Genomic DNA, 18,708 nt, shown 5'->3' with positions numbered 1-18,708 from the left:
GGTGCCGGTGAACGGCGCCGCGGACCTGCATGATTCGCCGCAGTACCGGCACCGGGGCTTCTTCCAGCGGGTGCGGCACCCCCTGTTGGGCGACACGGCTTATCCGACGGTGCCATACGCGTTCAGCGCGTCGCCGGCTCGAATCACCTCCGCCGCACCGGCCCTCGGCGAGCACACCGGGCAGGTTCTGGACCGCATCGATACCCCGCGCCTGCGGCCGCGGGTCAAGTCGGCGCAACTCAAGCCGCCCAAGGATCCGCGCGGTGGGCCGCTGCAAGGGGTTCGGGTCGTCGAGCTCACCAAGGTATGGGCCGGGCCCTACGCGGGCAAGCTGCTGGCGATGCTGGGCGCCGAGGTCATCAAGGTCGAAACCGCGGGCAGCCCCGAGGAGATGCGCGCTTACGGCGGCACCGACATCAACCACGCGCCGTACTTCCTCAGCATCAACCCCGAAATCCTCAGTGTGGACCTCGATATCAAGTCCACCGAAGGGATGGCGCAGCTGCGTGAGTTGATCGCCCGCAGCGACATCGTGATCAACAACCTGCGCCCGGGCGCGATGGAACGCCAAGGCCTGGGCCATCCGCAGCTGACCGAGATCAAGGCGGACACCATCTCCGTGTCGATCAAGATGTGGGGCAACGACGGGCCGCTGGGCCACCAAACCGGTTACGCGCCATGCTTCGCCGCCCTGGCCGGGCTCGCCCCGCTGGTCGGCTATCGCGGCGGACCGCCCCTCGGGACGAGCATGCGCTACGGCGATTCGACCGTCGGCGCGGCGGCCGCGTACGCCGCGGTGGTCGCATTGCTGCATCGCGAACTCACCGGCGCCGGGCAGTTCGTCGACTTGTCGGCAGTGGAAACCCTGTCATCGATGATCGGCGACTGCCTGCTCGAGCAGGCCCTGACCGGACAAGCCTTCGGGCCCAACGGCAATGACCATCCGGACCTGTGCCCGCATGGCTGCTATCCGTGCGCGGACGGTGGCTGGATCACGATGGCCGTCGCCGACGACGCGCAGTGGCGCGGGTTGTGCGACGTGCTCGGCGCGGGATCGCTGGCCCGAGAACGCCGCTACGCCAACATGGAGGGGCGACGGCGCGATGCCGAGGCGCTCGACGCCTGCCTCGCGCAACTCACCCGGTGCCATCAAGCCGAGCAACTGGCGGACCGCCTGCGCGCGGCGGGTGTCCCGGCCGCCAAGAGCGCCACCTCTCTCGACGTGATCGGTGATCAACGACTGTGGGACCGCGAGCTGTTTAGGTTCGTCAGCGACCATCGAGAGGGCCAGCGCCCGATCGTCGGGCCATCCTGGCGGATGGCGCGCGGCCAGGCGCGCATCGCCCGCGGCGCGCCGGACTTGGGCGAGCACACCGAGTACGTGCTACACGAGATACTGGGCGCATGACGGGGACACTTGCACACACCGCGGCCCTGGTCACCGGCGCGAGTAGCGGTATCGGGGCCGCGACGGCCAAAGCGCTCGCCGCCGAAGGCGCGGCGGTGGCCCTGCTCGCGCGACGCGCGGACCGGCTCGCCGAGTTGCAAGCCGATATCGAATCCGCCGGTGGCACAGCGCTGGCCGTGGCAGCCGACGTCACCGACGCCGAACAGGTGTCGGCGGCCGTGCAGCGCGCCGTCGCGCAGTTCGGCCGGCTCGACACCGTGGTGAACAACGCCGGGCTGATGCAATCCGGACCGGCGGCCGAGGCGTCGCTGCGGGATTGGGACGCCATGGTGACGGTCAACGTGCAAGGGGTCCTGTACGTCACGCGCGCGGCGCTCCCGCACCTGATCGATGCCGCCGCCGACTCGCCGCGCGGTGTCGCCGATCTGGTCACCATCAGTTCGACCGCCGGGTGGGTGGCCCGGCCGAACACCGCCGTCTACTCGCTGACCAAGTTCGGGGTGAACGCCTTCAGCGAGGGCATTCGGCAGGAGGTGCTCGGGCAGCGGGTCCGAGTCGGCGTGGTGGGCCCGGGAACGGTCGATACCGAAATCTTCGACCATCTCGCCGAATCGTCGCGGGAGGCGTTCGAGCGCCAGACCGCCGACATGGTCAAGTTGCGCCCCGAAGACATCGCCGACGCGGTGCTGTTCATGGTGACCCGGGACCGCCGGGTGGCCGTCAACCACATGCTGGTGCGAGCGGCCGAACAAACCTGGTAAGCAATTGACTTCACATTGGGCCGTGGGCGACCAGTACGGGTTGGCGTTCCCGGCCGACCCCGCGGCGCTGGAAAGTGTTGCGGCGCCGTTCCTCACCGAGGCGTTTCTCGCCTCGGGCGCGTCGCGGGACAACGGCATCGCGCGCGTTACTGAGTTTGCCGAGGTGGCCGGCGGCAGCACGGGACGCAAGGCGATGCTCTCCGTCGAATACGCCACACCCGCCCCGAAACTGCCCGCCGCCCTATTCGTCAAGTTCTCGCGCGACTTCGACGACCCGGCGCGCGATCGCGGCAAAACCCAAATGGAACCCGAAGTGCGATTCGCCGCGCTGTCCTGTGCACCGGAATTCCCGATCGCCGTACCCCGGGTGCTGTTCGCCGACTATCACCGCCAGACGGGCACCGGAATCCTGGTCACCGAACGGATCCGATTCGGCGGCAACGGGATCGAACCGCAGTATCACAAATGCCTCGACTACGAGATGCCCGAACCCCTCGAGCACTACCGAGCGCTGCTCACCGCGCTGGCCCGGCTCGCCGGCACCCATCGATCCGGGCGGCTGCCGGCCGAGCTGACCGCACCCTTCCCGCTGGACGTGGCGGCCGCGACGGTGGGGGATCGGGTGCCGCTCTCCCCGGACAAGCTGGAGCGCCGGGTGGACCAACTGGCGGAATTCGCCGAGATCCGGCCCGGGCTGCTGCCCGCTTGTTCACCGGAGTTGGTCGCGCGCCTGCATGCGGACGTGCCGCGGTTCGCGCATTGCGAGCAAACTGTCGCGGGACTGTTGGCCGATGACTCCGACTACGTCGCGTTGTGCCATTGGAACGCGAACATCGACAACGCATGGTTTTGGCGCGACGCCGACAGCGTTCTGCGCTGCGGCCTGATGGACTGGGGATGCGTCAGCCAAATGAACCTCGGCATGGCGATCTGGGGAGCCATGTCCGGTGCGGAAACCGACCTCTGGGACTCTCATCTCGAAGAGCTGTTGCACCTGTTCGTGACCGAGTTCCGTCGTTGCGGCGGAACAGAACTCGATCCGGTTCGGTTGCGCAGACACACATTGCTGTACGCGGCGGCGATGGGCGTCGCCTGGCTGCTGGGCGTGCCGGCGTTGATTCGCAAGCGATTCGAAGCCATACCGGACAATCGACGCCATCCACTGATCAGGGACGACGAGGGCGTACGCGCGCCGTTACAGATGCTGTCGAACCTGCTGTTCCTCTGGGATCGGCATCGCATAGGGGAGCTGCTTGACGCCGCGCTCGCGGAGTGGAGCACCTGAGCTACGGCCCCTCGTCGTCCTCGTTTCGGAGCAGCTTCTCCGGATGATGAAAAGTGTTGGTGCGGGGCTGGCCGCGGTCCAAGTGCGGTGGCGGTAGCCATTCCGTGTCGCCCTTGGCGTTCTTGCGGGTGTTCCAGCCGCCGGGCTTGAGCAGGCGGTGGTGGGGTCCGCAGGCGAACGTGAGACCGTCGACGTCGGTGCTCCGGCACTTGGCCCAGTCGGTGACGTGATGGACCTCCGAGTAGTAACCCGGCACGGTGCAGCCCGGTGCCGAGCAACAGCGATCCTTGGGGTACAGCACGATTCGCTGGCCGGGGGAGGCGAGTCGTTTGGTGTGGTACAGGGCCAGGGCTTTGCCTTTGTCGAAGATCGCCAGATAATGACGCGCGTGGCGGCTCAAGCGGATCACATCGCTCATCGGCAGGATGGTGCCGCCGCCGGTCAGACCACGCCCGGCTGCGGCTTCCAGCTCTTGCAGCGTCGTGGTGACGACGATGGACGCCGGTAAGCCGTTGTGTCGGCCCAGTTTTCCCGAGGCAAGGCGCGGTTCGCCGCGAGCAGTGCGTCGTGGTTGCGTTGCGCCGCGGAACGGCCGTCGCGGTCGATCGTCTCCTGGCTTGGTGCGTCGTCCACGCATGGCACGTCGTCGAGCGGGTTGCACATGCCGGGTGCGGCCAGCTTCGCGAGCACGGCCTCAATGGTGGCCCGCAGTTCGGGGCTGATTACGCCGCGCAACTCCGACATGCCGTCGGCTTGCTGCTCGCCCAGGGTCAGTCCACGCCGCCGCGCGCGGTCGTCGTCGGTGTAGGTGCCGTCGGGGTTCAGGCAATCGGCGACGTGATCGGCGAGTTCGGCCACTTGTTCGGGGCGGTAGTTCATTCCGTGAGTGACCAGGTCGGCTTCGACGGCCTGACGGGTGACGAAGTCCACCCAGCCGGGCAGCTGACGGAAAAGCCTGCGGATCACCGCCACTTGCCCGGTGCCTAGCTTTCCCTCCCGTTGGGCGTCAGCGGTCGCGGCAAGCATCGGGGCCAGTGGTTCGCCGGTCAGCCCACGCCGCGGCCCGAGATCACCTGCCTCCTTGATGCGCCTCGATGCTTCGGCGCGGCTGATCAAAGTCGATTCGGCGATCGCATGGGAGAGCTTGCCGCCCAGCTCCTCTGCCGTGGCCTGGCGGGCCAAGTTGTTGATCAGCGGATGCTCGATAGCCGGCAGCTGGCGACGCACCTTTTCGCAGCGCTCCAGCATCGCCAACTGCTCGCGGGTGGCTAGGTCGTCGCCGTCGTAGCCGACCAGATCCCCCATGGCAGCGTCGATGGTGTCGAATGCTGCCAACACGGCCTCGCGATCAATACTCACACCCCGAAACTATCGGGACCCACTGACAAATAACGCGTCGCTGAGACCGCTGAAGCTAAAGTGACGCAAGTGATTTCAGTCAGCCGGACCACGCCGGGCTGGTAGTCATCACGTCGACGCCGTCCTCGGTGATGTGAACGGTGTCCCGCCGGAATACCGCGCCGGTTCCCTCCTGCCACACGTAGCCGGTGATCGCCAACACCATGCCGGCCTCCAGTTCGTCGTGTTCCCCCGCGGCGAGCAATGGCTCGCACACCACCGGCGGATCGAAGCCCAAACCCAACCCGTGCGCGATCGGCATCGGCGGTATCGGCTCGCCGGCCGCCTGATAGGCGGCGAGCAGGTCGGAGGTGGGCGCACCGGGGCGGCAGGCGGCAAGCATGCTCTCGTACAACGCGTCCGACCGTCCGAACAGCTCGTGGGCGGCAACGTCGACTTCGCCGACCGGCCAGGTGCGCCCCACCTCGGCGACATAGCCATTCGCCAGGGCCCCGGCGGCGAACGCGACCAGGTCGCCCGGCCGAGCCACGCCGGAATCGGCACGGCGCCATGGGTGTTCCTTCGACGTCACCCAGGCGGCGTCCTGAGTGGCCGGCGTGCTCACCCCGCCCGCGGCCATGGCCTCCATCATCGCCCCGGCCAGCGTCCGCTCCGATACTCCCGGCGCGAATTCGGCCAGGGCAGCGGCGAGTCCGCGTTCGGCGACGCGCAGCGCGGAGTCCATCGCCGCGATTTCGTCGGGAGTTTTGACGCGCCGCGCCGCGCGCATCGCCACCTCCGCGTCGACGAGCTCGGCATTGGGGAACGCCTCAGGCAGGAGTGCGGCGAAAGTGGGTGTGATCGCATCGGTTCCGACCCGCCCGGCCCTCTCGGCACCGTCGATCTTCTTCAGCACGTCGATGAGCGTCATCGGGTTCCAGGCCAGTCCGTAGAGGTGATCGTGTCCGATCTCCTCCGGAACCCCCTCGTCATCGGTGCTATTGAGGTAGATGTCCCCGGAGGCGCGCACCACCACGCACATGGGGCCGAACGGCCGCGTCCCAGCTATCCAGAGCTGCGGTGCGCCGGTGACGTAACGAATGTTGGCCTGCCGCCCGAGCACCAGGATGTCGAGCCCGTGTGCGTCCATTTGCGCCAGCGCCCGTTCCCGACGGCCCGTCCGCAATGCGTGGGGGTCGGGCAAAACCTCAGTCGCCATAAGGGGCATAGGGGTAGTCGGTGATCGGCAGGTAGCCGCCTTCGGTGATCACCACGATCTCCTCACTGCGATAGCCGCCCGTCCCGTCCTCCCACACCACGGGTTCCAGAACCAGAACCATCCCGGGTGAGAAGACGAAGTTGTCGTCGAACGCTTCGCCGAGATCCGTTCCGATCATGGGCGCTTCGGCGGGGTAGGTGCCGATGCCATGGCCCAGATAGAAATGCGGCAGCCACGGTTTGCGGCCACCGTTGGCGGCGATCGCCGCACGGGCCAGATCACCGGAAGTGACACCGGCTTTGGTCACGGCGAGCACCGCATCCAGGATGGCCCGCCATTGCCGGAACTGATCCTGCTGCCGCGGGGTGGGCCGTTCGCCGACAACCCAGGTCCGGCCGAAATCGGAGCAGTACCCGAGGTAGGTCATGCTGATATCGGTCCAGAGCACATCACCGGCGGCGAGTTCACGATCGGTGGGCAACAGCGGCAACGCAAGATCGCCATGGGTCGTCCAGACTCCGGCTTCGCGCGAACTGGGCATGACCTGCCAGATGGCCTCCAGCATGTTGGTGGTGGCGCCCAGCTCGAAGGCGCGGCGCACCAGCGTGGCGGAGAGGTCGATCTGCCGCACTCCCGGCGTCAGGGCCCGCTGCACGTCCACGATCGCTTCTTCGGTGATGCGGGCCGCCCGGCGAAGGCAGGCCAGCTCATCCCGCGTCTTCACCAACTGCGCGGCACCAACCACGATCGCCGCATCCGTCGGCGCGCCCGCCGGAAACAGCTTGGGGCCTGCCCTCCGCATCGCCCCGGTCAGCTCGTCGACGGCGATGCTCGCGCCCGGCGGGATGAGCCCTGCCAGCTCGCGTGCGAATTGCTGTACGCCATGGTCGAATTCGAGGTAGACAGGGCCGTGCAGATGGTCGTCTGGCACCGGTGGCTGCGCGGACGCCCCGCCGCGGAATGGCATGAACAGGTGCGGATGTTCATCGTCGGCGAGCACGACCGCGACCGGGCGCTCCACGTGCGACAGACCCGCGTCCACCAGCGGCCAGCTGGCCCCCGTCGCGTACCCGACGTAGCCGTTCATCAGCAGGATCAGCGCGTCGACACCATGGTCGGCCATCGCGGACCGCAGCCGCGCCCCCGTTTCGGAACGCATGCGCGCCCGGTCCGGTTCATCGGGGATGTCGACGAGCGAGCCGGGGGAGGTTAGTGATTCGGTCATCTCAGATACCCAAGAAGTTTCTGACGTTCCCGCTGACGACGCGGACGGCGTCGTCGGGACCGACGGCGTCGACCACGGCGGCCAGTGACCGCTCCGAATAGCCGTAGGTGCTTTCGTTGTGCGGGTAGTCGGACGACCACATCACCTTGTCGATCCCGATCTCGTCGATCTGGGCGAGCCCAAGGCCGTCCACCATGAACGAGGCGCACATGTGGGTGTCCCAGTAATACCGGACGCCGTGTTCGGGCTGATGTGCGAGCATGTGCCGGTACGAGGCCAGTACGTGCTCGGCGTCTTGCAAAGCCGGCGGGACCCAGGCGATACCGCCCTCGAACCAGCCGACCCGCAGCCCGGGATGGCGGTCGAGGATGCCGCCGAAGACGTACTTGGAGAACATCTCCCGGAACGAGTCGATGTTGACCATCATGGCCACCGCGACGCTGTTGACCTCGCTCGGGACCTTCGGCTGGCTCTCGCCGATGTGGTGAGTGACCGGCAGCCCGGCGTCCTCGATTTCGTCCCACACCGGACTCATCGCGGCGCCCGAGAAGTCGATGGCGCGGCCGTTGTCGTCGTTGCCGGGGCTGATCGGCATCAGAAACGTCTTGAGCCCCAGGGACTTCAGCTCGGTCAGCGTGCGCCGGGCTCCGCGGGGATCCCACCAGTTGATCAGACCGACACCGTAGCAGTGGCCACCGGAGCGCTCCTGGAATGCGGCGATGTGTTCGTTGTAGATGCGGAAGATGCGCTCCCGCAGGGCCTTGTCGGGATAGTGGAACAACGCCAGCACCGCGTTGGGAAACACCAGTTCCTTGTCGACACCGTCTTCGGCCAGCTCACGCACACGGGCATCGATGTTGCTGCTGACAGCACCGGCCAGGTCGTCGTATTGCATGAGCACCGCGCTGAAATCGCCGACCACCATCGACTGCCCCGGCCGCCCGAGCAGGTACGCGCCGTCCTCGTACCAGATCCGCGGCGCGTAATCCTTCAGGTCGTCGGGGAAGTGCTCGTAGAAGATGTCCTCGGCCACCGAAATGTGGTTGTCGGCGGAGAACACCTCGGTGCCGGGGGGCAGGCCCGTGCTGGCACCGGCGGCGTGACCGCGGCGGTGCTTGGGCGCACCGATCACACCCGCGGGGTAAAGGGTGTGGGTTTGCGATGACATCATCGTCCACTCACCATGTCACCGGAAGCTCGTAGAGGCCATAGGCCAGCGCGTCGTGTTTGAACGGCAGCTCTTCCAGGGGCACCGCGAGCCGCAGTGTCGGGACGCGGCGCAGCAGGGTGGGCAAGACGATCTGCAGTTCCATCCGGGCCAGCTGCTGCCCGACGCACTGGTGGCGACCGTAGCCGAAGCCGACGTGCGGGCCGTCCTCCCGGCGCAGGTCTAGCCGGTCGGGCTCGGGAAATTGCCGGGTGTCCCAGTTCGCCGGCGCCACGTCGAGGATGATGCCCTCGCCTGCGCGGATCGTCTCGCCGCCGACGTCGATATCCTCGACCGCGATGCGGCGCTGGCCTGTCTGAATGATGCTCAGGTAGCGCATCAATTCCTCGACCGCGACGGCAATCGCCTTCGGATCGTCGCTGTCGCGCATCAACGCCAGCTGGTCGGGATGGTCGAGTAGGGCCGCGACGCTCAGGCTGATCATGTTGGCGGTGGTCTCGTGACCGGCGATGAGCACGCCGGTGGCCAGCTGCGCGGCCTCGCGGACGCTGAGCTCTTCGGCGTTGACCCGCTCGGCGAGGTCGGACACCAAATCCTCCGAGGGGCTTTGCATTTTGGCCCGCACCAGATTGGCCAGGTACTTCGCCAACGATGCGGCGCCCTGGGCCGTATCCTCCTCCGTGGCGTAGCGGCCCATGCCCCGTTGGGCTTGGGCCTGGAAGAAGTCGGCGTCCTCGTAGGGCACGCCCAACAATTGGCTGATGACCAGCGATGGGACGGGCAGCGCCAACGTGCTGACGATGTCGCCCGGCTTGGGGCCGGCCAGCAGCGCGTCGATGTGATCGTCGGTGATCTTCTGCACCGCCGGCCGTAGCGCCTCAACTCGCTTGAACGTGAAGGGCTTTGACAACATCCGCCGGAACCGAGTGTGTTCTTCGGCGTCGGACGTGAACACCGACCGCGGGCGCTTGTGCACCGTCGCGAGCATGCCCGCGTTCCAATGCGGATAGCCGGGCAGTCGGTCGTCGACGCTGGCGCGCGCGTCGGTGAACAACGCCCGGATCGCCTCATAGCCGTGGATCAACCAGGGTGTGCTGTCGTCCCAGATCCGCACCCGGCTCAGCTGCTTGTCGGCGTTGAGCTCCAACACCTTTGGCGGCGGGGCGAACGGGCAACCCGGCGCGCGCGACATCGGGAACTCCGGAATATCGGTGGCGGTCGAGACGTCGGTCATCGTTCTCCTTGCTGCTGGCCTGCTTTGGTTTTCGGTCGACTAGCCGCCTGCCGCACCCACGTGCACCGGTGCGCGCCACAGGCCGACGATGGCGTCGATCAGGCCTTCGCCGGCGACCGGCCAGGCCGAACGCGAACGTGGTCCGTGCTCGGCCAAGGCGCCTTCGTGCTCGGCGCAGGTGTGCATGAGCAGGTTTCGCACCATGACCATGCGTTCGGAACGCACCCGCCTGGGCAGGTCGGGGAGGCAGCGGTTGATGCCGTCGATGGTCTGCACCAGCAGCGGCGACGCGAGCGCGTCTTTGGTGACGACGTGGCGGTAGGTGGGGTCGGCCATGGCCTGGGCGGCAAACCGCGCGTACCAGCTGGGCGCCCCGAGCGCGTGCAGGTGATCGGTGAGTGGCCGCACCAACGCGCCCACCCAGTCGCGCAGGTCGGTCGAATCGTCGATGGCGGCCAACATTTGCGCGCGGAGCTCCTCGATGGGCTCCCGATGCCTGCTCTCGATCGCCCGGAGCAGGTCGGTCCTGGTGCCGAAGTGGTAGCAAGCCGCGGCGTTGTTGCCCTGCCCGGCCGCCTCGCTGATCTGCCGGTTCGATACGGCATACATGCCGCGTTCGGCGAACAGCACCTCCGCGGCCGACAGGATCGCGTCCCGAGTGCCTGTCGATCGATCGGACCGGGCCATCCGCTCGGCGGTCATCGCCTCAGTGAACACCGCGTGCCCGATTAAATCAAGCAGTTTATTTAACGGTGTGGCGGCCGCCGCGACGTGCTACGCATCCGCATTCGAATCCCCGTTCCGTCAAGGTGATTTCATCGCTGCGACGCCCGGGCCGGCCCGCACGCGAATACAGTCACCGTATGAATCCGCTCCAGCGGCTGGCCGGCAATCCGACGGCCTACCGCCGGTTCGTCCTCAATGGCCGGCCGGTCGCGGAAGCTGTTGAGGCGCTGCTGCGGTTCGCGACGGGTGGACGGCTCGGCGTGCTGGACCTCGCCGGTCTGCCGAACGTGCGGATCACGACGTCGGGTCGCAAAACGGGCCTCGCCCGCACGGCGACGGTGCAGTACGTGCCCGTCGAGAATGGGCTGTTGCTGGTCGGTTCCAACTGGGGCCGGGACCGCCACCCGTCGTGGTCGGCGAATCTGAAAGCCACGCAGCGAGTTACCGTCCGCAGGCGCGGACAGCGCTTCGTCGCGACGGTGCGGTTGCTCACCGGCGAGGAGCGCGACAAAGCGTGGTCAGAGGTGCTGGCGCACTGGCCGAACTATCAACTAGCGCAAGATCGGGCGGGCGGGCGCCAGTTCCGCCTGTTCCTACTTACCCCCACTGCATAGGCGCCGCGACGACCGCTAACCCGGGTGGTGGGCCTGTTCCAGGTGGGCGATTTCGCCACCCCAAACCGATTGGGCCCCAGCATCACCCACGCGGTAGATCTGGACCGTCGATGCGATGGCGACGGCGAGCACCAGGATCGCGATGGTCGCCCGGACGACCACGTGGCGCTTGTCCGAGCGGCGTTCGATCACCCGCATCACCACCAGCACCACCGCGGCCGCCAGCAGTGCGGCGGAGAAGTAGGTCATCGTCGCGCCCAGAGCGGCGTGCTTCTGCAGGATGGCGGTGGGTTTGGCCCTCAGGTCGTAAAGCCATTCCCCGGCGTTTACCGTGATCGGCGTCAACACCATGGTGGCCGCAGCCGATAGCACTGCGAGCCACAACAGTGGGCCCCGCCGCGCCGTCGGCCAGGCCACGCACACGATCTCGAGCAGGGCGGTCAGCGGTACAAGCACGACCACGAAGTGCAGCAACAGGGCATGGGCTGGCAGGCCGTTGATGATGGTCATCGGGCTCCTTGGTGGTGGGCGGTCAGTTCGCGATCAGCCGCCGAGCCCCTTCTTGATGGCCGCATCTTGTTTCTGGCCCACGTCGTTGACGAAATCCGCGGGGGCCAGAGTGTCGGGCGGGCCGTCGAACTGCAGCGTGACGAAGGCCCTGCCCTCGGTGAACAGCAGTATCGTCACGCCCTTGCTCTTGTCCGGATTGTTGCCCAATAACGTCGTTCCGCCGGTTCCGACGTTGGCGGCTTGCGTCGTCGGGTTCTTGATCACGTCACCCTGAGCGCCCTTGGCCGTGTTCAGCGCGTCGGTGGCGGCGCCGGGGTCCGCGAACACCTGGATGGTGTCCTTGATGACGTGGCTGCCGTCCTCGTCCTTGAACGTCGTCGCCACGCCCGGCTGGCCATTCGGGTTCGGGGTCGGTGGGGTGGCGGTGAACGGTATCGGCGCGTTGATGTCGCTCGCCTGGATCAACAGTCCGGTGTACTCACTCGGCTGCGCGGCGGCCGACGAAGTCGGTGCCGAGCTGTGCGCGCTGGTGGCCGAGCTGGACGACCCCGACTTCGACGGCGTTGACGTCGTCGAATTCTTGCCGCACCCCGCTACCGCCACCGCCAGCGCCGTCGTCACCGCGACGCCCGCGGCCACCGTCCGTGAAGTCCTCATAGCTCGAGCTCCCTTCCAGGCTGCCTCCGGCGCCACCGTCGAGTTCGTTCCCGAATCGCACAGTACATTGCGGCGCGGCGCCACCGTGGCCCCGAAGGCCCCTGGGGAGAGTGCAGGGGTTAATCCAGTTGGTCGCGCAGGCAGCGCAGGGTGCTGGCCAGAATGCGGGACACCTGCATCTGCGAGACCCCGATGCACTCGGCAATCTGGCTCTGCGTCATCGATTCGAAGAATCGCATGCGCAAGACCTCGCGTTCGCGCTCGGGGAGTGCGGCAACCAGGACGCGCAGCGCTTCCCGGTTGGTGATGTGCTCGATCTGCGGGTCGATGCCGCCGACCGCGTCCGCGACCAGTCGGGGCGTGCCCGAGCTGTCCGCGCCCACCGGCGCGTCCAGGGAATCCAGGCGGTAGGCGTCGCCCGCCACCAGGCATTCCACTATTTCCTCGCGGGGGACTTCCAGCGCTTGCGACAGCTCGCCCGCGGTGGGCGCGCGCCCCAGCTTCTGGGCCAGATCGCCAGTCGTCCTGCTGATCTGCACGTGCAATTCGCGCAGCCTCCGCGGTACCCGCATGCCCCAGCTGTAGTCGCGGAAGTACCGGCGAACCTCGCCCATCATGGTCGGGACCGCGAAGCCGATGAAGCTGGGCCCTTTGTCGGGATCAAACCTGTTGATGGCGTTCATCAGCCCCAGTCGTGCCACCTGGATGAGGTCATCGAGACCCTCGCCGCGGCGCGCGAAGTGGCTGGCCACATGGTCGGCCAGGGGCAGGCATCGGGTCACGATCCGTTCGCGCTGGCGACGGTAGTCGTGCGACTCGGCCGGCAGCTGGCGCAGCAGCACGAACATTTCGACCACGTCGTCGTACGAATCGTCGGCTTTTTTGTCACGGCGCGGGGCCGAAGGGGCGGAAGCAGGACGGGCGGGAGCGATCACATTGGTCATAGGCGCACGCGCCCATTCTCGGCGCGGCTGATCCTGAAAGCTTTGGTGTACAAATATTTCTGCATTACTGACTCACTCCTCTGAGTCGTGTGCAGCGAGACTGGCAGCTATGCGCACGTCGCCTCACTGCACCTGTATCCGCAGGACTGGTCGTTTATCGAACGCGCTGGTTACCTAAGGGAGATGACTCGAGTGTTGATCGCCGGAGCCATGTCAAGCTCAGTAGCCGTGCGGCTGACTGGCCGCTTTGAGCTAAACGGCGACACGTCCAGAACGGACTTCATCTGTGACTATACGCCCCATCGCGTGTGCCCGCGATCGCTTACCGCAACTCGGCCCCGGCTCTTCTCCCAACCGTTTACGAAGGGCATCGCAGCAAAGCGTCAGACGCTTGCCAGGCCGGTGCCATCATCTGACCGGAACTGGATTATCCGGCTCTTTCGGCTTCGAACCGCCGGCAGCCGGCAAAGCGGAGCGGCATGCCGGTTATCCGGAGTCACCGGCGCTGCTCACCTACGCGCGTGTCGGAAGGTGTCGACCGCAATTCTCATTTCTGTCCCAGCTGGGTACTGTTCGCCTAATGTTCGAGACCGATCTCCCGCGACTTGCTCTCATCCCTAGCCGAGAGCCGTTCGCGCACAATGCATTACGGCGGCGATGAATATTGACGGGCGCCTGCTGGACGGGCGTGGCGTGGCGGTGGCCGGCGGCAGCCGTGGGATTGGACGGGCAGTCGTCGAGCTGCTCTGCGGCCTGGGAGCCGGCGTGGTCGTCAACGGGCGCGACGCGGACGCGGTCGAGGAGACCGTCGCCGTGGTCGCGGCGTCCGGCGGCCGTGCCAGCGCGGTGGTCGGACCCGCGGATGACGAGCGCATCGCCGGCCTCCTGGTCGACGACTGCGTGCGCAGGTACGGACGGCTGGACGCACTGGTCAACTGCGCGGGGATCGCCGAGCCGCCCGGCTCCTCGATTCTGAACATCGCGCCGGGCGACTTCGACCGCCTGATCAGCGCCCACCTCGGCACCGCGTTCCACACGTGCCGGGCGGGGGCTCGCGTCATGGCCGCGCAGGGGCACGGCGCCATCGTCAACACCAGTTCGGTCGCATTTCTGGGCGACTACGGCGGCACCGGCTATCCCGCGGGCAAGGGCGCAGTGAACGCCCTGACCATGGCCATCGCCGCCGAACTGAAGGGCCACGGCGTGCGAGCCAACGTGGTGTGCCCCGGCGCCCGGACACGTCTGTCCACGGGTGCCGAGTACGAGAAGCACATCGAAGACCTGCACCGGCGCGGCCTACTGGACGAAATGACCATGCGGGCCTCGCTCGACAGCGCCCCGCCCGCATTCGTGGCTCCGCTCTACGCGTATCTCGTGAGCGACCTGGCGCGGAGCGTGACGGGTCAGATGTTCGTCGCGGCAGGCGGATTCGTCGGTAGCTTCGACCGGCCGACACCGCGGATGCTGGGCTACCGCGACCACCACGACGCCGAACCCTGGTCGGTCGAGGAGCTGCACACGATGATCGGCGCCGCGCAAGCCGCGCACTGAGCGCGCCGAAACCGCCGGGCGACAGCAAATCGATCGCGTCTACGCCGTGGCCGTGCCGGCGCGGGCCGGGCCCGCCGCCCCCGGGCACCCTGATTTCGCCACCGGTGCACCGGAAAGACGCACGTTGTGGGTGTGCGAGGCGGCCCGGCGGCCTAGGCTGTCCTGCGAACCGCAGGAGGGTGTTTTGACAATGCAACCGAACCCGCTCGACCCAGTTGCCAGCGAACGACTGTCGCACGCAGGCAAAGTGTTCACCTCCGATCTGTCGATCAACGAATTCGCCTTGTTGCATGGGGCCGGGTTCGAGCCGATCGAACTCGTGATGGGTGTCTCGGTCTACCACGTCGGGTATCAGTTCACCGGAATCCGGCAACAATCCGAACTGCCCGTGCTCACCGACGCGACCTACCGGGCGCGCTGGAACGCGATGTCGCGGATGCAGGCGGAGGCCGATTCGCTGGGCGCGGACGGCGTGGTCGGCGTCCGCCTCGAATGGCGTCATCAGGGCGAGGGCGAGCATCTGGAGTTCATCGCGGTCGGCACCGCGGTGCGATACACGGAGAAGCCCGGGGCGTATCGCCGTTCCAACGGGCAGGCGTTCACCAGTCACCTGTCCGGGCAGGATCTGACCACCCTCCTGCGATCGGGATTCGTCCCGGTGGCGTTCGTGATGGGCAACTGCGTGTTCCACATCGCCGTGCAAGGGTTCCTGCGCACGCTCGGCCAGGTTGGACGCAACGCCGAGATGCCCCAGTGGACGCAGGGGAGCTACCAGGCGCGCGAGCTGGCGATGTCGCGCATGCAGAGTGAGGCCGAGCGCGATGGCGGAACCGGCGTCGTCGGGGTGCACTTCGCCATTTCCAACTACGCGTGGGGGCATCACACCGTGGAGTTCTATGTCGCGGGAACCGCGGTGCGTCGCGGCGGTGAGGCGCAGACGCTGACGCCGTCGTTCGTCCTGCCCATGAGCGATTGATGACGAGCCTCGATTACGAGCGGGTCGGCGAGTCCATCGGAACGGCCTTGTCCGGTCCCGGGGGAGTCGGGCTGGTGCTGAGGGTCTTCTCCGGCGTTCCGGGGGTGATTTTCGCTCCCGCGCGCCGCGGCTTCTTCCGGTCGCAGCCGGAGCGGGTGCAGATCGGCCACTGGCGTTATGAAGTCACCCCCGACGGCCGCCTGAGCGCCGCCCACCTGGTGAACGGCATCGTCCTGGCCGAAGAGGTCCTCGCCGCCGGCGCCGTCGGACCGCACATCGCTCGCGCCCTCGGGCAGCTGGTGACCAGCTACGGTCCGACGATCATCCCCAACATCGATGCGGCCCTCGAGGTCCTCGAGGCCGGGGCCGGATCGCGCTGAGCGCCGGTCTATACGCGGCCGGCGGCGAAATCGGCCGCCTGGTCGACCATGCCCGCTTCGACGTACTGGCGGTGCGCGACGGGGTTTCCCGCGTCCGAGCAGATCGGGTCGCCGGGCACGCACAATTCGATGGTCTTGGCCGCGTACGGGGGGCCGATCGTCACGGGCGGTTCGTTGATGATGTTCATGAACTGGCTCGACGGCTTTCCGAAGAGCGCGATCGCCGCCACGTGGTTGGAGACCTCGGCCGGCATCGGCTGCAGCGCCTGGACCAGGTGCACCCCGTCCGGCACCGCGCTTTCGGTGACGAAGCCAATCACGGCCGCGCCCTGGGAGTATCCGCCCAACACCATCCTCGTTCGCGGGCAGGAGGCGGCCATGTGTTCGACGTGCGCGCCCGCGTCGCTGATGCCATCCACGGCCCTGGGGAAGTCCGTGGTCGCCGGGTAGTCGACGGGATACACGCCGAGGGACCTGCCGCCGACACGCGGCCGCATACTGTCCACGAAGCTCTGCCCGATCCGGCCGACGCCGGGCGGCTCGTTGGTACCCCGGGCGAACACCACCTCGACATCGGGGCACGGCCCGGCGGCCGCGACGGGAGCGACCGGGAGCGCCCAAAAGGGTGCCAGCACAGCACAAATCAAACTGCCGAGACGATGCGCCTTCACAGCGTGATTTTGTCACAGGGTGACAAAGTGCGCGCGTTATGCGGTTGCGGCCGCCGGCGTGCTACCGCGTCGCGTCGGCACCAGGCGCACGGGGTCGCCTGTGCACGAACGAACGGGCGGCCCGGAGTACACCGCGAAACGCGTAGGCGGCGGTCACGACGGTCAGGATGATGAGCAGCACGAACATGGGCAGCCAGTTGCCCCGGCTGTGGTCGACCTCCCACCAGATGATGGTGAACAGCACCACGCAGACCAGCAGCACCACGTCCCGCCAGTTCCCCTGGTAAGACAGCGCCGCTTTGCGCAGCGCCCGGCTCCGGTCCGCGGTGTCGATCAGGTCGTCGATGCGGGCGTCGATGGTGCGTTGCAGCTCGGCGCGCCTCTTGGCGGCCTCCGGCGGCAGCCGGTCCAGCAAGTCCATGTCCTGCTTGATCAGCCCCCGATAATCCGGGCCCCGGAATTGCCCCGCGGCGACGGCCAGCATCGCGCCGCCGAACACGGGCGCACTATTCAGAGCGATCTGTCCGAGACCCGTCATGCCCGCTCCTTCTGGTCGTCGTCAACGTCGCACGATGACGGGGTCAGGATGCCCTGAAAGGGCGCCGTCGCGTTCGCGGCGGCTCGGGGCTTTGCAGCGCGTCCATCGCGCGCTCCATCTGCGGGTAGGCGATCGCCGGTCCGAGCCAACGCGTGAGATAGCGCCGCAGATCGGCACCGCTGCGCGGCGGGCGCCCCGGGTCGGCGAGAAACGAATGCAGCACCCGCAGGCTGAATTCGTTCAATTCGTCGAGGCCGTCTTTGTCGAAACCGTAACTCTCCCAATCGATGTCATAGCGATGCAGCATCGACCGGCCGAACGCCAGGGCGGTGTCCGAGATGATGGAGACCTTCTGGCCGCCGCGATGACGTTGGTTGAGCACGAATTCGACCTGGTTGTCCGAGGCCAGCTCTTCGATGGCGTACGCCATTCCTTCGGTCATCGCCACGACGGGATCGGTGACCCCCTCGAGGTGGGCCGCCATCCGATCCAGGAACCCGTCGGCCGATCGCATCGCCGACGCCACCAACAGCGCCTGCGTCCCGGGGAAGTACCGATACACGGTCTGCCGGGTGACCCCGAGCACCCGCGCCACGTCGGCGATCCGCAGCGCCGAGCCGCGTTCGTCGATGATCTTGTCGGCGGCATCCAGGATGCGCTCGATCGCCTCCTCGTCGGAGGCGGGCGTGTTCCCTGCCCAACCGTGACTGCGCATTTAACGGGCGGCGAACCCGTAGTCGATGATCCCCACAGCCGGATCATAGCGGCTGGAAGCAGGCGATCGTTGCTGGTTAACGCGGCCGGACACTTCCGCCATTATGAATGCTCACTGCGAACCTTAGGGTGCCGCGCGGCAGGAAGGCCGAACTTTGCACTACGAGACGGTGCTTAACGCCGGTCGCTTAATCGTTGCCGCGCAGCGGTTTACGCCACGGATGCACCCAGAATCAGGTTGACGGCCTCGTCGAGTTGTCCCGCAATCTCGTCGAAGCTGACGAACCGGGCGGTCATCAGAGCGCCGGAGAAGGTCATCTGCAGCGTCGATTTCACGGCGCGCGGCCAGCCCGGCCCCAGTGCGGCGCCGATCCGGGTGGCCACCTCCTGGCCGATCTGCTCCCGAATCGGCTTCACCGCCGGATCGTCGGCCATCAGGGCCGCGCCGCACGCGGCGGTCAGTTCGGGCTCGTCGGCTACCACGACGGCCATGTCTCGCAGCGTCGCGCTGACCCGCGTCTTGGTGGTGTCGTTGACATCGGTATGCAGCGGCAGCTCGCGGAGAAAGCGCAGGTACACCGCCGCGACCAGTGCGCTTTTCGACGGAAAGTAGGTGTAGGCGCTGGCCGGCGACACTCCGGCGCGACTCGCCACCGAACGCATCGTCAGGTTGGCGTACGACGACGCGCGCAGCTCCTCCAGCCCGGCATCCAGGACCTTGCGGATCGTCTGTCCGGGCCGGCGATCGGACCGGCGAGCCGCATCTTTAGACACCCGTCCAGTGTAGGA

The 18,708-nt window shown here is 67.3% G+C and carries 19 protein-coding genes and 1 pseudogene; 7 read left to right on the top strand and 13 right to left on the bottom strand.

Annotated features, from left to right (window positions below):
- From A5781_RS03440 to A5781_RS03430, 3 genes are all read left to right on the top strand, one after another.
- On the top strand, window positions 1-1,408 hold a 1,408-nt coding region (locus A5781_RS03440; protein ID WP_197503682.1), incomplete at its 5' end, for a CaiB/BaiF CoA-transferase family protein.
- Entirely contained in the window at window positions 1,405-2,169 is a 765-nt protein-coding gene (locus tag A5781_RS03435; RefSeq protein WP_067201189.1) for an SDR family NAD(P)-dependent oxidoreductase, read from the top strand. The genes A5781_RS03440 and A5781_RS03435, both read left to right, overlap by 4 nt.
- Window positions 2,170-2,173: 4 nt before the next feature.
- A complete protein-coding gene (locus A5781_RS03430; protein ID WP_067201186.1) occupies window positions 2,174-3,454 on the top strand; it encodes a hypothetical protein in 1,281 nt (426 codons plus the stop codon).
- A gap of 1 nt (window position 3,455) precedes the next feature.
- Here A5781_RS03430 and A5781_RS03425 read toward each other — a convergent pair.
- The 6 genes and pseudogenes from A5781_RS03425 to A5781_RS03400 all read right to left on the bottom strand — a co-directional run bounded on the left by A5781_RS03425 (window position 3,456) and on the right by A5781_RS03400 (window position 10,355).
- A pseudogene (locus A5781_RS03425) lies at window positions 3,456-4,759 on the bottom strand (HNH endonuclease signature motif containing protein).
- Between the two features lie 133 nt (window positions 4,760-4,892).
- Window positions 4,893-6,011, bottom strand: coding sequence for a Xaa-Pro peptidase family protein (locus A5781_RS03420; RefSeq protein WP_067201182.1), 1,119 nt, complete (start codon window positions 6,009-6,011; stop codon window positions 4,893-4,895).
- Complete coding sequence (locus tag A5781_RS03415) at window positions 6,001-7,236, bottom strand: Xaa-Pro peptidase family protein (RefSeq protein ID WP_067201172.1); 1,236 nt, start codon at window positions 7,234-7,236, stop codon at window positions 6,001-6,003. The genes A5781_RS03420 and A5781_RS03415 overlap by 11 nt, the downstream gene beginning before the upstream one ends.
- Before the next feature lies 1 nt (window position 7,237).
- Complete coding sequence (locus tag A5781_RS03410; protein ID WP_067201199.1) at window positions 7,238-8,404, bottom strand: amidohydrolase family protein; 1,167 nt, start codon at window positions 8,402-8,404, stop codon at window positions 7,238-7,240.
- Between the two features lie 10 nt (window positions 8,405-8,414).
- Window positions 8,415-9,638 carry a cytochrome P450 gene (locus tag A5781_RS03405; protein WP_067201170.1) on the bottom strand — a complete coding sequence of 408 codons (1,224 nt, stop codon included), beginning with the start codon at window positions 9,636-9,638 and terminating at the stop codon, window positions 8,415-8,417.
- 39 nt (window positions 9,639-9,677) lie between these two features.
- A complete protein-coding gene (locus tag A5781_RS03400) occupies window positions 9,678-10,355 on the bottom strand; it encodes a TetR family transcriptional regulator (RefSeq protein WP_067201168.1) in 678 nt (225 codons plus the stop codon).
- A 146-nt stretch (window positions 10,356-10,501) separates the two neighbouring features.
- Between A5781_RS03400 and A5781_RS03395 the strand changes: the two genes are divergently transcribed.
- Entirely contained in the window at window positions 10,502-10,978 is a 477-nt protein-coding gene (locus tag A5781_RS03395) for a nitroreductase family deazaflavin-dependent oxidoreductase (protein WP_067201166.1), read from the top strand.
- Between the two features lie 15 nt (window positions 10,979-10,993).
- Here A5781_RS03395 and A5781_RS03390 read toward each other — a convergent pair whose 3' ends face one another.
- From A5781_RS03390 to A5781_RS03380, 3 genes are all read right to left on the bottom strand, one after another.
- Window positions 10,994-11,488, bottom strand: coding sequence for a DUF2231 domain-containing protein (locus tag A5781_RS03390; protein WP_067201163.1), 495 nt, complete (start codon window positions 11,486-11,488; stop codon window positions 10,994-10,996).
- A 33-nt stretch (window positions 11,489-11,521) separates the two neighbouring features.
- Window positions 11,522-12,145 carry a hypothetical protein gene (locus tag A5781_RS03385; protein ID WP_067201161.1) on the bottom strand — a complete coding sequence of 208 codons (624 nt, stop codon included), beginning with the start codon at window positions 12,143-12,145 and terminating at the stop codon, window positions 11,522-11,524.
- Window positions 12,146-12,264: 119 nt separating this feature from the next.
- Window positions 12,265-13,089 (bottom strand): SigB/SigF/SigG family RNA polymerase sigma factor, encoded by an 825-nt coding sequence (locus A5781_RS03380; RefSeq protein WP_067201158.1) that lies wholly within the window; start codon window positions 13,087-13,089, stop codon window positions 12,265-12,267.
- Between the two features lie 657 nt (window positions 13,090-13,746).
- Here A5781_RS03380 and A5781_RS03375 point away from each other — a divergent pair.
- The 3 genes from A5781_RS03375 to A5781_RS03365 all read left to right on the top strand — a co-directional run bounded on the left by A5781_RS03375 (window position 13,747) and on the right by A5781_RS03365 (window position 15,996).
- The gene (locus tag A5781_RS03375) at window positions 13,747-14,640 is read left to right on the top strand and encodes an SDR family NAD(P)-dependent oxidoreductase (protein WP_067201156.1); all 894 of its coding nucleotides are present in this window, start codon (window positions 13,747-13,749) and stop codon (window positions 14,638-14,640) included.
- Between the two features lie 190 nt (window positions 14,641-14,830).
- Window positions 14,831-15,616: a heavy metal-binding domain-containing protein gene (locus tag A5781_RS03370; RefSeq protein WP_067201154.1), complete on the top strand. Its 786-nt coding sequence runs from the start codon at window positions 14,831-14,833 to the stop codon at window positions 15,614-15,616.
- Window positions 15,616-15,996: a DUF5073 family protein gene (locus A5781_RS03365; protein WP_067201150.1), complete on the top strand. Its 381-nt coding sequence runs from the start codon at window positions 15,616-15,618 to the stop codon at window positions 15,994-15,996. The genes A5781_RS03370 and A5781_RS03365 overlap by 1 nt, the downstream gene beginning before the upstream one ends.
- A gap of 8 nt (window positions 15,997-16,004) precedes the next feature.
- Here A5781_RS03365 and A5781_RS03360 read toward each other — a convergent pair whose 3' ends face one another.
- The 4 genes from A5781_RS03360 to A5781_RS03345 all read right to left on the bottom strand — a co-directional run bounded on the left by A5781_RS03360 (window position 16,005) and on the right by A5781_RS03345 (window position 18,693).
- Window positions 16,005-16,631: a cutinase family protein gene (locus tag A5781_RS03360; protein WP_067201146.1), complete on the bottom strand. Its 627-nt coding sequence runs from the start codon at window positions 16,629-16,631 to the stop codon at window positions 16,005-16,007.
- A gap of 97 nt (window positions 16,632-16,728) precedes the next feature.
- Window positions 16,729-17,205 carry a hypothetical protein gene (locus A5781_RS03355; protein WP_067201144.1) on the bottom strand — a complete coding sequence of 159 codons (477 nt, stop codon included), beginning with the start codon at window positions 17,203-17,205 and terminating at the stop codon, window positions 16,729-16,731.
- 43 nt (window positions 17,206-17,248) lie between these two features.
- Window positions 17,249-17,920: a TetR/AcrR family transcriptional regulator gene (locus A5781_RS03350; RefSeq protein WP_067201141.1), complete on the bottom strand. Its 672-nt coding sequence runs from the start codon at window positions 17,918-17,920 to the stop codon at window positions 17,249-17,251.
- 209 nt (window positions 17,921-18,129) lie between these two features.
- Window positions 18,130-18,693: a TetR/AcrR family transcriptional regulator gene (locus A5781_RS03345; RefSeq protein WP_197503680.1), complete on the bottom strand. Its 564-nt coding sequence runs from the start codon at window positions 18,691-18,693 to the stop codon at window positions 18,130-18,132.
- Window positions 18,694-18,708: the final 15 nt, after the last annotated feature.

The organism is Mycobacterium sp. 852002-30065_SCH5024008, assembly GCF_001665645.1.
Taxonomy (GTDB): Bacteria; Actinomycetota; Actinomycetes; order Mycobacteriales; family Mycobacteriaceae; genus Mycobacterium; species Mycobacterium paraffinicum.
Note: the sequence above shows the minus strand (reverse complement) of the source record. Positions and strands in the feature narration are given on the sequence as shown.

What these genes read in the sequence shown, in the direction of transcription:
- A5781_RS03375 (WP_067201156.1), top strand. Translation starts at nt 13,747, where the DNA reads ATGAATATTGACGGGCGCCTGCTGGACGGGCGTGGCGTGGCGGTGGCC.
- A5781_RS03435 (WP_067201189.1), top strand. Translation starts at nt 1,405, where the DNA reads ATGACGGGGACACTTGCACACACCGCGGCCCTGGTCACCGGCGCGAGT.
- A5781_RS03420 (WP_067201182.1), bottom strand. Translation starts at nt 6,011, where the DNA reads ATGGCGACTGAGGTTTTGCCCGACCCCCACGCATTGCGGACGGGCCGT.
- A5781_RS03355 (WP_067201144.1), bottom strand. Translation starts at nt 17,205, where the DNA reads ATGACGGGTCTCGGACAGATCGCTCTGAATAGTGCGCCCGTGTTCGGC.
- A5781_RS03405 (WP_067201170.1), bottom strand. Translation starts at nt 9,638, where the DNA reads ATGACCGACGTCTCGACCGCCACCGATATTCCGGAGTTCCCGATGTCG.
- A5781_RS03390 (WP_067201163.1), bottom strand. Translation starts at nt 11,488, where the DNA reads ATGACCATCATCAACGGCCTGCCAGCCCATGCCCTGTTGCTGCACTTC.
- A5781_RS03350 (WP_067201141.1), bottom strand. Translation starts at nt 17,920, where the DNA reads ATGCGCAGTCACGGTTGGGCAGGGAACACGCCCGCCTCCGACGAGGAG.
- A5781_RS03415 (WP_067201172.1), bottom strand. Translation starts at nt 7,236, where the DNA reads ATGACCGAATCACTAACCTCCCCCGGCTCGCTCGTCGACATCCCCGAT.
- A5781_RS03410 (WP_067201199.1), bottom strand. Translation starts at nt 8,404, where the DNA reads ATGTCATCGCAAACCCACACCCTTTACCCCGCGGGTGTGATCGGTGCG.
- A5781_RS03385 (WP_067201161.1), bottom strand. Translation starts at nt 12,145, where the DNA reads ATGAGGACTTCACGGACGGTGGCCGCGGGCGTCGCGGTGACGACGGCG.
- A5781_RS03380 (WP_067201158.1), bottom strand. Translation starts at nt 13,089, where the DNA reads ATGACCAATGTGATCGCTCCCGCCCGTCCTGCTTCCGCCCCTTCGGCC.
- A5781_RS03370 (WP_067201154.1), top strand. Translation starts at nt 14,831, where the DNA reads ATGCAACCGAACCCGCTCGACCCAGTTGCCAGCGAACGACTGTCGCAC.
- A5781_RS03365 (WP_067201150.1), top strand. Translation starts at nt 15,616, where the DNA reads ATGACGAGCCTCGATTACGAGCGGGTCGGCGAGTCCATCGGAACGGCC.
- A5781_RS03395 (WP_067201166.1), top strand. Translation starts at nt 10,502, where the DNA reads ATGAATCCGCTCCAGCGGCTGGCCGGCAATCCGACGGCCTACCGCCGG.